Genomic DNA, 13,085 nt, shown 5'->3' with positions numbered 1-13,085 from the left:
CACTCCGCGACGCGGCTTGACCCCGGCCGGCGCTATCGTCCTGCCATGTCATGGAACTGCGCGATCGCCGTCGTCGAGGGTGCCGCACCGGCCGAGCTCGCCGGCGCCGGACTGCGACCTGTCGACGGCACCGTCCTCGCGGACTTCGTCCTCACGGCGGACACCTCGGCAGTCGGCTATCCGGGTGCGGTCTTCGCCGCCGCGGTTCCGAGCGGGACGGTGCTCCTCGGCGACATGCTCGACGTTCTCGGGCTTGCCCCCGTCCTGGCCCCGGTCCTTGGCCGCACCGTTCGACTCGCCGTCTTCGGCGGCACCTCGGACAGCTACCTCTGGCAGGTCACGGCGCCCGGCGGACCTCTCCGCGAGCTGCGCTCGCAGGAAGGACAGATCGAGCTCGACGACGGCGAGCCGGACACGGCGGAAGCGGCTGCAGGGATCGGGCCGCTGACCGAGGACTCGCTGATGGAGCTGCTCCAGCGCACGACGGGCGTGGCGCTCGACGACGCGCTGATATCGACCGAGACCACCCCGTACGTCCGCGACGGCGACGTATCGGGACCGGGTGACCCGGTGTCCGGGCAGGCCGTACCGGCTCCGCGCAGGCGCTCGTTGATGGACCGGCTCCGCCGCCGACGCTGAACGCAGGTTCTCGTCGGCGGGCGGGCCGGCGCCGCGGCTACGCTCGGTCGATGGCCACGGACGACCCGCGCGACGCCGACGAACCGACCTCGCAGCACCGACCCGTTCAGCACGAGCAGCCGGCTCAGCAGGACGAGCACGACGACCCCGACGAGCAGGACCGCGCGGCGCAGCTGGCCCACGAGTTGTTCGACATGGCGCGCCGCGGCGAGGCCGAGCGGCTCGCCGCGTACGTCGACGCCGGGGCCCCGGTCGACCTCGCCGATCCGGCAGGCAACACCATGCTCATGCTCGCCGCGTATCACGGGCACGCAGACGCCGTCCGGGCGCTCGCCGATCGTGGCGCCGGCGTCGACCGGCTCAACGACCGGGGCCAGTCCCCGCTGGCAGGCGCGGTCTTCAAGGGCGAGGACGACGTTGTCGCCGCCCTTCTCGAGCACGGCGCCGATCCGGACCACGGCACTCCCACGGCGCGCGCCACCGCCGAGATGTTCGGACGAACGGACCTGCTCCCGCCCGCCTGACACCCCGCGTCTGCCCCCGTCCGACGCCTGCCGGCCCGTCTCCCATCGTGGTCGACGCGCCGTTCGCCGACAACGCGCGTCCCGCACGGTGCCAGACTCAGCCGGTGTCCACAGTCCCCACGAGCTCCGTTGCCACGACCTCCTCCGCCCCCACGACAAGCGCCGACGTCGCCGTCGTGGGCCTCGGTGCCTGGGGCTCCCAGGCGCTGTGGCGGCTCGCCGCCCGCGGCATCGACGTGGTCGGTGTCGAGCAGCACGCCGTCGGCCACGCGCTCGGCTCGACCCACGGCACCACGCGCCTCTTCCGCGAGCTCTGCCTCGAGCACCCCGGCCTCACGCCGATCGCCGGCCGCGCCCGCGAGCTGTGGCGCGACCTCGAGGCCGCCACCGGCACCGAGCTGCTCACGCTCACCGGCGGCGTGATGGCGGGACCGTCGGCCGGCCGCGTCGTCTCCGGGGTCCTCGACGCCGCCCGGGCCGCCGGCACGGCGGTGGAGACGATCGGCGCCCCCGACGCCCGCGACCGGTTCCCCGTCCTGCACGCCCTGCCCGAGGACCACGTGGCCGTCCTCGACCCGGCCGCCGGCCTCGCACGGCCCGAGGCCGGGGTCCGTGCCTCCGTCGACGCCGCACGCACCGCCGGAGCAAGGGTCGTCCGCGCTCGGGTGGAGGCCATCGACGAGGCGAGAGCCGGCGTCGTCGTGCGCCTCGGCGGCGGAGGCACCCTCACCGTCCGCCAGGTGGTCGTCGCGGCCGGCGCCTGGACCGACCGGCTCGTCGACCTGCCGCTGCGGCCGCGCCGCGTCCCCATGTTCTGGTTCACCGGGCGCGACCCCGCGGCGCTCGCACCGGGCGGGATCCTCGACGTCGGGAGGTTCCCGGTGATCATCCGCGAGCTCGACGACGGGCGCTGCGTCTGGGGGCACGGCGCCCAGCTCCCCGGCACCGACGGCGGGTTCGCCGTCAAGCTCGGCCTCGACGACGACGGCACCGACGCACTCGGTTTCTCCGACGCCGATCCCGACCGGCTCGACCGGTCGATCGACCTGGGCCGCGACGCCGCTGCGCTCGCCGACGCGGTCGCGCACGCCTACCCGGACGTCGACCCGAGCCCGGTGTCCGGCGTCGCCTGCATGTACACGCGCTCGGCGGACCAGCAGTTCCACGTGGGCCGCCTGCCCGGCCGGGAGCGGCTGGTCGTCGCCGCGGGGGACTCCGGGCACGGCCACAAGCACGCGCCGGCGATCGGCGAGCTCCTCGCCCAGGAGGTGGCGGGGGAGAGCCCCTTCGCGGACACGACCTTCATGCGAGCGGACCGGTAGGCCGGGCCCGCTGCGCGGGCGGGGCCCTCGCTACCGGGCCCGCCGCGGGGGTGCGGACTTCGCTCCGGACCAGCCGCGCGTCGGGGCCGGGTGACACCGAGCACCACGCGTCCGCCACACTGTCCGACATGCAGTCCCTGCTCGGGTACCTCCTCGTCGCCGCGACGGCGCTGGTCAACGCGATCGTCGTCGCCGTGGTGGCCCGGCGCCTGCTCGGGGCGCCGGTCGGCTGGCCGCGCACGATCATCGTCGCGCTGATCGGTAACACGGCGGCGGTGGCGCTGCTCGACCGGGTGCTCGAGGGCCTGCACATCGGCACCGACCAGATCTGGACCAGCACGGCGGACCCGCTCCCGCTCGGGATCATCCTCGTGCTCGGCACCGCATGGGTCCTCGTCCTGGAGATCATGGTCCTCGCCGTGCTCGAGGCCGTCGTCCCCACCGGCGCGCTCCCCTCGCCGATCGCGTTCGTCCGCGGCACGCCCGCCCGCTTCCGGCGGGCACGTCGGTACGCGGAGGTCGTCCAGATCGCGGCCCGGCACGGTCTGGTGGCCTGGCTCCGGCCACGCATGCCCAGGCGGCGCGACGCCGACGCCGCTCCCCACACGTCGGCCCGCGCGCTGCGGCGGGCGCTGGAGGACGCCGGCGTCACGTTCGTCAAGCTCGGGCAGACGCTCTCCACCCGGCCGGACCTGCTGCCGGCGACCGTCGTCGAGGAGCTGTCCCGCCTGCACTCCGACGTCCCCGCCCTCTCCTGGGAGGAGGTCCGCCCCGTCGTCGACGCCTCGCTCGGCCGCCCCCTGGAGGAGGTCTTCGCGCACGTCGACACCGCGCCGCTCGCGGCCGCCTCGGTCGCCCAGGTCCACACGGCGCGCCTGCACGACGGTTCCGAGGTCGTCCTCAAGATCCAGCGCCCCGGCGCGCGCCAGCAGGTGACCGGCGACATGGACATCGTCATGCGGCTCGCGGACCGGCTCGACCGCACGACCTCCTGGGGCCGCAGCCTCGGACTGCGCTCGCTCGCCCGCGGGTTCGCCGACTCCCTCGACGAGGAGCTGGACTACACGGTCGAGCTCTCCAACATGCAGGCGATGGCCGCGTCGACCACGTCGGACCTGGTCCACGTGCCGCGCGCCTACCCGGAGATCAGCTCGCGGACCCTGCTGGTGATGGAACGCATCGAGGGGTCGCCCCTGTCGTCGCCGCGCGCCGACGTCGAACGGCTCCGGCTCGACCGGCGCGACGCGCTCAGCCAGGCGCTGGTCGGCACGATCCTGCGCCAGGTGCTCGTCACCGGGGTCTTCCACGCCGACCTGCACCCCGGCAACATCATGCTGCGCCCCGACGACACCGTCGCGCTCCTCGACCTCGGCTCGGTGGGACGCCTGGACTCGGGGTCGCGCGGATCGCTCGGGCTCGTGCTCGGCGCCGTCGAGCGGGGCGACGCGATCGCCACGACCGACGCCCTCGTCGACCTCCTCGACCGGCCCGACCACCTCGACGACCGGGCGCTCGAGCGCGAGATCGGTCAGCTGCTCACCCGGCTGGCGGTGCTCGACGCGGGGGGCACCTCGGCCGTGTTCGGCGACCTGCTGAGCATCGTCCTGCGTCACCGGTTCACCGTGCCGCCTCAGCTCGCCGGTGCCTTCCGCGCGCTCGGCTCGCTCGAGGGCACCCTCGCCCTCCTGCGCAGCGACGTCGACCTCGTCACCGCCGCCCGCGCCGAGGGGCGCTCGCTGTCCCGCGAGAAGCTCGGCCCGCAGGCGGTCAAGGACGCCCTGCTCGGGCAGGCGGCCGCGGTCCTGCCGATGCTCCAGCGCCTGCCCCGACGCCTCAACCGGCTCACGGAGGACCTCGAGGCAGGCCGCTTCACCGTCAACACCCGCGTGCTCGGCCACGAGGACGACCGCGCGTTCGTCACGGGCATCGTCCAGCAGCTCATCGTCGCCGTGCTCGCCGCCTCCCTGGGACTGGCGGGCGCCCTCCTGATCAGTACGCCGGGCGGCCCGGACCTCGCCGAGGGCATCCGCATCCTCCCGGTCGTGGGAGCGGCGCTCCTGCTGTTCGCGTTCACGCTCGGCGCACGGGTGCTCGTGCAGGTCTTCCTCGGGGACCAGGACCAGGCACGACGTCGGAGCGAACGGCGATAGCCGGTCACCCATCTGCGCCGGAGGGGGCGGCTGCGGGAGAATGTCCCATGCCGTCGCTGCCGAAGCTGCCCACCTACGCCGACCTCGACCGGAGCCTGAGATCGACGTTCGCGCTGAAGTGGGTGATGAACGCCTGGCCGCCGATGCTGTTCGCGGGCATCCGGATCACCCATCTCTCCCCGGACGCGCGGACGGCGCGGGTCCGGCTCTCGAAGAATCCGCTGACCTCGAACTACGTCGGCACCCAGTTCGGCGGCTCGCTGTACGCGATGACCGACCCGTTCTGGATGCTGCTCGTGGGCCGCGCGCTCGGCCCCGACTACACGGTGTGGGACAAGCGCGGCGAGATCGACTACCTCCGTCCCGGCCGCACGGCCGTCGAGGCCGAGTTCCGCGTGACCGACGACCTGCTCGACGAGATCCGCGCCGGCGCCGCCGACGGCGGGGCGCACCTCCACTGGCTGACCACCGATGTCGTCGCGACCGACGGGACCGTGGTGGCGCGTGTGCGCAAGCAGCTGCACGTCCGGCTCAGGCCGTCGTCGACCCTGTCCGAGGCGGAGGAGGCGGCCGCCGTCCGGCGCTGACCGAGTGGCGCTGACCGGGCGGCGCTGACCGGAAGGCGCTGACCGGGAAGGGCGGGCGGCGCGGGGCCGACGCGGTGGTTGCGACCAGGCCGGATGCGTATCCGCACTACGCTGGTCGCCACCCGTGCGGGTGCCCGCGCCCGGCGGGAGCCGAGCACGGCCGTGAGACGGAGGTGAGCATGCGGATCGGTGTCCCGACCGAGGTCCTCGACCACGAGGGGCGGGTCGGACTGACGCCGGCCGGCGTGCAGGAGCTCGTCGGGGACGGCGCCGCGGTCGTCGTCCAGGCCGGCGCCGGCGTGGCCTCCGGACTCACCGACGACGACTACGCCGCGGCCGGGGCGACGCTCACCGACGACCCCGCCGAGGCCTGGGCGGCGGACCTCGTCGTCAAGGTCAAGGAGCCGGTCGGCTCCGAGTACGGGTTCCTGCGCAGCGATCAGGTGCTGTTCACCTACCTCCACCTGGCGGCCGACCGCCCCCTCACCGAGCGGCTCCTCGAGGCGGGCACCACGGCGATCGCCTACGAGACCGTGCAGAGTGACGACGGCCGCCTTCCGCTGCTCGCCCCCATGTCCCAGATCGCCGGCCGCATGGCAGGGATCGTCGGAGCCAACCTGCTCGACGCGACCCGTGGCGGCACCGGGGTGCTCATGGGCGGCATCGCCGGGGTGGCCCCGGCCGAGGTGGTCGTCCTGGGCGCCGGCGTCGCGGGGACCGGTGCGGCCACGTTCGCGCACGGGCTGCACGCGTCCGTGACGGTGTTCGACAAGCACATCCCCGCGCTGCGTCGGCTCGACGACGCGTTCGGCCCGGGCGTGCGGACCCTCGCCGCCACCGGCCAGGCGATCGAGGAGGCCGTCCTGCGCGCGGACCTCGTGGTCGGCACCGTGCTCGTCCCTGGCGCCCACGCGCCGCAGCTCGTCAGCCGCGAGCTCGTCGAGGCGATGCGTCCCGGGGCGGCCCTGGTCGACATCTCCATCGACCAGGGTGGCTGCTTCGAGGTCTCCCGGCCCACGACGCACTCCGACCCGACCTTCACGGCCGGCGGATCGACCGTCTACGCCGTGGCGAACATGCCGGCCGCGTTCCCGCGCACGTCGACGTTCGCGCTCACCTCGCTCACGCTGCCCTACGTGCGCGCGCTCGCCGGTGACGGCGGGTGGCGCGCGGCGTGCGCCGCGGACCCGGTCCTGGCCGAGGGGCTCAACACCCACGACGGCGCGGTCCTGCACGCGGGCGTGGCCGAGGCGCACGACCTGCCGCCGGCCGAGGACCACGACCGGCACCGGAGGGGGCCGCAGTAGCGGACCTCCCCGCCCTCAGCCGCGGGCGCGGATGGCCACCAGCAGGGCGGGGACGATCTCGTGCAGGTCGCCCAGCACGCCGAGGTCGGCGAGCTCGAAGAGCGGGGAGTCCTCGTCCTCGTTGACGACGATGGTCGTCCCCGAGCGCTGCATGCCCGACGTGTGCTGGATGGCGCCGGAGATCCCGAGCCCGATGTAGACGCGCGGGGAGATCACCTCACCGGTCTGCCCGATCTGCGCGGCGAACGGCACCCAGCCCTCGTCCACGGCCGACCGCGTCGCGCCCACCGCCGCGCCGAGCGCGTCCGCGAGCTCCTCGACGACCGGCCACTGCTCGCCCGAGCCCACGCCGAGACCGCCGGCCACGACGACGTCGGCCTCCGTGATGGAGGGCCGGCCGCCCTCGGTGGTGGCCACCTCGCGCTCGTGGACCTGCGCGCCAGGTGAGGTCGGGGCGGGCAGCTCGAGGCGCCGGCCGGCACCGGGCGTCGCCGCGGGCGGGTCGGTCGTGGGGTCGACGACGATGATCGCCACCTCGCCGGTGGACTCGGCGGTGACGGTCCACTGGTTCCACAGGACCGGCTGCCTGGTGGTGAGCGTGCCGCCGGGGGCGGTGAGGCGGTCGGCGCCCCACAGGGGAGCGACGCCGAGCCGCACGCCGAGCCGGCCGGCCGCCTCACGGGCGTCCGACGTCGCCGGGACGAGGACGACCGAGACGTCGCCGAGCAGCTCGGCGGCACCGGCGAGGGCGTCGACGAGCGGGGAGACGAGCACCTCGGCGCCGGGCACCGGTGCGAGGGCGACGACGTCGGCCCCGGCGGCCGTGGCCGCGGCAGCGATCGCGTCGTGGTCCGCGGCGGGGGCAGAACCGACGGCGACGACCTCGCCGGCGTCGAGGGTGCGGGCGAGCGGGAGGAGCGCCAGGGAGTCGGCGGTAGCCGCCGCCTCGGCGGTCTCGAGGAGGACGAGGACGGTCACGTGGCGGCTCCGATCGTGCCGGTGGAGGTGAGGAGGTCGACGATGCGCTCGACCGCCTCGTCGGTGTCGGTGACGAGCTCGGCGCGCGTGCGCTCGGCCGCGGGCTCGGCGCCGGTCACGCGCCACGCCGCCCGCGGCACGTCGAGGCCGAGGTCGTCCAGGCCGAGGACCTCGACGAGCTTGGTGCGGGCGGACCGCAGCCCCATGAAGTTCGGGATCCGCGGCTCGGCCGCCTGCTCGACCACCGACGCGACGAGGGGGACGGGTGCGCTGACGGTCCGCGCGACCGGGCCGGACACGCGCCGCGCGCTCAGTACGTCGGCGTCGAGGGAGACGTCCTCGACGTGCGTGACGTGCGGGAGCCCGAGCAGCTCGGCGAGCATCGCCGGCACCATGCCGCCCATGCCGTCGGTGGCGAGGTTGCCGGCGAGCACGAGGTCCGCGTCCAGGCGGGTGACGGCGGCGGCCAGGACGCGCGCGGTCGTCAGCGCGTCGGCCCCGGCGAGACGGTCGTCGAGCACGTGCACCGCGTCGTCGGCGCCGGCGGCCAGCGCCTTGCGCAGGGAGGGCTCCGCGAGCGCGGGCCCCATCGTCAGGGCGGTCACCGTGTCGCCGTCGCCCCGCAGCTCCTCGGCCACCGCGATCGCGCGCGAGTCGGTCTCCGAGAGCACCCCGCCCTCGCGGACGATCCGGCGATCCTCGCCGGCGAGCACCGCCGGCTCCTCCGGATCCGGGACGTGCTTGACGAGCACGACGATCTTCACGGGGTCACTCCTCACGGTCGGGGCGCTCCCGGCCGACCGCACCGCGTGGGGCGCGTGCCCGGCCGGGCGCATCCCGCCCATCCTCCCTCACACCGCGCCTCCGTCGGGAGGTCGTGCGGCGTCGGAGCAGTGCCCGGTCGCCGTGGGAGGTGCTCCAGGGGCCACGGTCGTGGGCGGGGAAGGGACGAACGTCCCGCCGTCGAGAACGTCCTCCACGCCCGTCCCCACCTGCGTGCACAGGTCGTGCACGACCTCTCCTGCGCGCCGCTTCCAGGACACCTCGGGTCCACCCGTGCGACAGGTTCGGTCCACCCGGTGGCGGTGGGATGGCCCCACCCCTTCCCGGTTCTCCCAAAGGACGGTTATGTCAGCTGTGCCCGGACGACGGCGCTCCCGCGTCGCCGCCACCCTCATCGGTCTGCTCGCCTCGACGAGCGTGACCGCGACCCTGCTCGCCCCCGCCGGTGCCACGCCCCTGCCGGGCCCCGACCAGCCCACGCCGGGCGACACCGCGGAGCTCGACGCGGGCGCCGAGACCGACTCGGCGGCGCCCGAGGCGCCCGCCGCGCCCGAGGCTCCCGACGACGGCGGGGCGACCGCCACGGACGGCCCGGGCCCCGACGAGCCCGAGGAGGTCGCCGACGACTACCTGGACGTCACCAACGACGGCACCGCGATCGTCAGCGAGCAGACCGCGACCCGGATCGCCCCGGGTGCGGTGCTCACCGAGTTCGAGCGGCTCGAGTCGGCCGGCTGGCTGCGCGGTGCGATCCTCGACATCGACCTGACGAACCCGGCGATCTCTCTGGACTACATGGACGCCGGCGAGGTCGCCGGTACCTCGACGATCTCGGACATGATCGACGAGGCCGACGCCGTGGCCGGCATCAACGGGTCCGGTTTCGACATCAACAACTCCGGGTCGGCCAACGGCATCGGTGTCGACCCCGAGGCGGGCATCGTGACCTCGCCGAACCCGGGTGACAACGCCGCGCTCGTCATCGACTCCCAGGGCCTGGGCCTCATCACCGAGGTCTTCATGGCGGGCGTCGCCGTGGCGCCCGACGCCGGCTGGCAGGTTCCCGTGCACGGCGTGAACGCCTCGACGTGGGACACCTCGGGCCTCGCGGTGTTCACCGACCGGTGGGGAACATACGCCCGCGCGAACTCCCTGGCCGACCGCGACGGAGCCGTCGAGGTGTGGATCGACCGTGAGTCGCGCGTGACCCAGGCTGCTGCCCCGGTCGGCGAGGGCGAGATCCCCGAGGGGATGCGCGTCGTCGTCGCCCCCGCCGGCGAGCTGGCCGACCGGCTGAGCACCCTCGCCGTCGGCGACCGTCTCCAGGCGACGTACTCGGTCCGCTCCGACGCGGACGAGGTCGTCCTGGCCCTCGGCGGTCACGGCGGCTCCAACGCCATCATCCTCCAGGGTGGCGTGCGGCAGGAGGCGACCGACCAGACCGTGCACCCGCGCACGGCAGTGGGCCTGGACCGGGCCGGTGAACACCTCTACCTCGTCGTCATCGACGGGCGCCAGGCGGTGTCGCGGGGCCTGAGCCTCGACGAGCTCGGCCTGTTCATGCAGCAGATCGGCTCGTACAACGCCCTCAACCTCGACGGCGGCGGCTCGACCCAGATGAACGCCCAGCGCCCGGGCGAGGCCGACGACGAGATCGTCAACACCCCCTCCGACGGCGAGGAGCGCGAGGACGGCAACGGCATCGGGGTCGTCGTCGGCCCGAGCTCCGGGATCGTGCACGACTACACCGTGCGTGCCGAGCAGCGCCCAGCCAATGCGAACCGGGTCTTCCCCGGTCTGCACCGTCAGCTCGTGGCGCTCGGCTACGACGAGGTGATGCGCCCGGTTGACACCCCGCCGGACGCGTGGGCCTCCGCCGACGAGGCGGTGGCCTCCGTCGACCAGGACGGCCTGCTGACCGCGGCGGCCGGCGGTTCCACGACCGTCTCGGTGTCGACCGAGACCGAGCTCGGCAGCGCCACCGGCGAGACCGACATCGAGGTTCTCGGTGAGCTCGTCCGGCTCGAGGTGTCGTCGAACGTGGTCTCGCTGCCCGACCCCGACGCGACGGCGGCACTGACGGTCTACGGGTACGACGCCCAGGGCTACATCGCTCCGATCGAGCCGGCCGACCTCACTGTCGAGGGCACGAACGAGGTCGTCGAGCTGACCCCCGCGACCGACAGCACGTTCGACATCAGCGCCCTCGTGGACTCGGGTTCGGCGAACATCACGCTCGCAGTCGGAGACATCACGGTCGAGGTCGCCGTGCTCGTCGGGCTCGACGACCTCGAGATCACGAGCTTCGACGAGGAGGGCGGCTGGTACAACTACGGTGCCCGCAACGACGGCTCCTCGATGACCATGGTCGACGAGGGCCGGACCGAGGGGGATACCGCCGCCATCCAGGGCGAGGCTGTGTTCAGCGACTCGACCGCGACACGCACGATGAACTTCGCGCCCAACGACCACGACTTCGAGCCGATCGACGGCCAGCTCCAGTCCGTCTCGGGTTGGTTCCGGGGCGACGGGCGCGGAGAGCCTGAGACCTACTTCTACTTCGTCGACGCCAACGGGGTGGGCCGGGCCATCTACGGCCCGTCCGTCACCGGCACGGAGTGGCAGGAGATCACCGTCCAGGTGCCCACCGACTGGGCGCAGCCGCTCACGTTCAGCCACGTCGCGGTCTACGAGGCCTCCGCGACCACCTACGACACGACTGTCTGGGTGGACGACATCACTGCCACGGCCGCACCGATCGCCGATGCGCCCGAGGTCCCGGTCTGGGAGGACCCGTCGCTCTCGCTCGCGAACGCGGCCGACGACGCCGGCCTGCGGGTCGCCGTGATGTCGGACGCGCAGTTCGTGGCGCGTGCGCCGGAGTCGCCGCAGGTGGAGAACGCGCGTCGTGGTCTGCAGGAGATCGTGGCGGCGGACCCGGACCTGCTGGTCATCAACGGTGACTTCACGGACGAGGCGGCGCCGGAGGACTTCGACCTGGCGCGTCGGATCCTGACCGAGGAGCTGGGCGAGGATCCGGTGGTGCCGTGGATCTATGTGCCGGGCAACCACGAGATCATGGGTGGCCCGATCAGCAACTTCGTCGACGAGTTCGGTGAGACGTCGACGGTGCGGGACGTGGCGGGGACGCGGATCATCACGCTGAACTCGGCGACCGGTCGTCTGGGTGACGACTTCGGTCAGATGGTGATGCTGCGTCAGCAGCTGCTGCTGGCCCAGCTCGACCCGGAGATCACGGGCGTGCTGGTGTTCTCGCACTACCCCCCGCGGGACTTCCTGCCCGGCTCGCCGTCGGCGATGGCCGACCGACTCGAGGCCGCCACGCTCGAGACGTGGCTCGGTGAGGTCGAGGCCTCGGGCCGGTCGGCGATGTTCGTCGGCGCGGGCGTGGGCGCGTTCGACATGGCCACGCGTGACGGCGTGGAGTACCTGACCAACGGCAACGTCGGGAAGTCGCCGAACTCGACCCCGGACCGCGGCGGGTTCTCCGGCTGGTCGATGATCGGGCTGGACCCGGCCGCCGGGATGCACGACACCGACGGCGAGTGGTCCGAGGTCGAGATCCGGCCGCTGGTGGACTCCCTGGAGATCTCGGGCGGCACGGCCGTCGAGGCCGGCTCGCCGCTGGACCTGGACGGCACGATCGTCCAGGACGAGCGCCGGGTCCCCGCCGACTGGCCCGTGTCCGTGCGGTGGTCCGGCGACGACGAGACCGCTGTCGACGCCGGTGCGGAGGTCCCCGAGACCGCCGTCGCCACCGTCGACCCGGCCTCCGGCGTCGTCACCGCGATCCCGGGTCGCGCCGTCGTCGACGGTGAGCTCGTCACCGTCGAGGAGGGGGAGACTCCGGGCTACGCCACCGGCGAGACGGACGTGCCGGTGACGGTCTCCCTCGCCGTCAACGACGCGGTCGCCGAGCACGAGGTGGACGTCCACCTGCCGGCGTACTCGTCGACCCCGGCGTTGGAGAACGGGTTCTTCCTGGATGACGACTGGGGTGGGATGCATGAGCACGTGTTCCGGTTCGGTCGGCCCGGGGACGAGGTCTTCGTCGGCGACTGGGACGGGGACGGGACCGACACCCTCGCTCTGCGCCGGGGCAACGTGTTCTTCGTGCGCAACAGCCTGGGTTCCGGGTCCGCGGACGAGGTCGTGGTCTACGGCCGGTCGGGGGACACGATCCTGGTCGGTGACTGGGACGGCGACGGCGCGGACACCTTCGCGGTGCGTCGCGGCGCGGCCTATCACGTGCGCAACACGATGACCCCGGGCCCGGCGGACACGATCGTGACCTACGGCCGTGAGGGGGACACCGTGCTGGTCGGGGACTGGGACGGCAACGGGACCGACACCCTGGCGGTACGGCGCGGGAAGACGTACTACGTGCGCAACACGCTGACCGACGGCGTGGCGGACACGGTGTTCAACTACGGCCGGACCCAGGACACGATCCTGGTCGGTGACTGGGACGGTGACGGGCTGGACACGTTCGCGGTGCGTCGGGGCAACGAGTACCTGCTGCGCAACGACCTGGTCGACGGGAACGCCGAGATCACCCACCTCTACGGCGAGCCCGACGACGAGATCCTCGTCGGTGACTGGGACGGCGACGGGACCGACACCCCCGGCATCCAGCGCTGATCCACCCCGCACCACCCCCGACGGCGGGGCTCACCACCCCGGGCGAGCCCCGCCGTCGGACACGTCCGCGTTCGACGAGCGAGCGGACGTCCTCCTCACGAGTGAGCGGACGTTCGCACGACGCGTGCACGGA

At 73.7% G+C, this 13,085-nt stretch carries 9 protein-coding genes; 7 read left to right on the top strand and 2 right to left on the bottom strand.

Annotated features, from left to right (window positions below):
- Positions 1–45: 45 nt before the first annotated feature.
- The 6 genes from ACZLKG_RS00295 (at position 46) to ald (ending at position 6,529) form a co-directional block, all read left to right on the top strand.
- Complete coding sequence (locus ACZLKG_RS00295) at positions 46–639, top strand: hypothetical protein (protein ID WP_425707209.1); 594 nt, start codon at positions 46–48, stop codon at positions 637–639.
- A 194-nt stretch (positions 640–833) separates the two neighbouring features.
- Entirely contained in the window at positions 834–1,163 is a 330-nt protein-coding gene (locus tag ACZLKG_RS00290; protein WP_463648058.1) for an ankyrin repeat domain-containing protein, read from the top strand.
- A gap of 104 nt (positions 1,164–1,267) precedes the next feature.
- The gene (gene solA / locus ACZLKG_RS00285; RefSeq protein ID WP_463647514.1) at positions 1,268–2,485 is read left to right on the top strand and encodes an N-methyl-L-tryptophan oxidase; all 1,218 of its coding nucleotides are present in this window, start codon (positions 1,268–1,270) and stop codon (positions 2,483–2,485) included.
- A gap of 128 nt (positions 2,486–2,613) precedes the next feature.
- Positions 2,614–4,635 carry an ABC1 kinase family protein gene (locus ACZLKG_RS00280; protein WP_425707207.1) on the top strand — a complete coding sequence of 674 codons (2,022 nt, stop codon included), beginning with the start codon at positions 2,614–2,616 and terminating at the stop codon, positions 4,633–4,635.
- Between the two features lie 47 nt (positions 4,636–4,682).
- Positions 4,683–5,222: a DUF4442 domain-containing protein gene (locus ACZLKG_RS00275; RefSeq protein WP_425707206.1), complete on the top strand. Its 540-nt coding sequence runs from the start codon at positions 4,683–4,685 to the stop codon at positions 5,220–5,222.
- 179 nt (positions 5,223–5,401) lie between these two features.
- Entirely contained in the window at positions 5,402–6,529 is a 1,128-nt protein-coding gene (gene ald / locus ACZLKG_RS00270) for an alanine dehydrogenase (RefSeq protein ID WP_463647513.1), read from the top strand.
- Positions 6,530–6,544: 15 nt separating this feature from the next.
- Here the strand turns inward: ald and ACZLKG_RS00265 are convergent, their stop codons facing one another.
- Positions 6,545–7,507, bottom strand: a complete 963-nt coding sequence (locus ACZLKG_RS00265; protein WP_463647512.1) for an electron transfer flavoprotein subunit alpha/FixB family protein — start codon at positions 7,505–7,507, stop codon at positions 6,545–6,547.
- Positions 7,504–8,271: an electron transfer flavoprotein subunit beta/FixA family protein gene (locus tag ACZLKG_RS00260; RefSeq protein WP_425707203.1), complete on the bottom strand. Its 768-nt coding sequence runs from the start codon at positions 8,269–8,271 to the stop codon at positions 7,504–7,506. Before ACZLKG_RS00260 ends, ACZLKG_RS00265 begins: the two co-directional genes overlap by 4 nt.
- A gap of 364 nt (positions 8,272–8,635) precedes the next feature.
- Here ACZLKG_RS00260 and ACZLKG_RS00255 point away from each other — a divergent pair, with 364 nt between their 5' ends.
- Positions 8,636–12,952 (top strand): phosphodiester glycosidase family protein, encoded by a 4,317-nt coding sequence (locus ACZLKG_RS00255; RefSeq protein ID WP_463647511.1) that lies wholly within the window; start codon positions 8,636–8,638, stop codon positions 12,950–12,952.
- Positions 12,953–13,085: the final 133 nt, after the last annotated feature.

Source organism: Georgenia sp. Z2081, from assembly GCF_055326445.1.
This window is presented reverse-complemented; position numbering and strand designations above follow the sequence as displayed.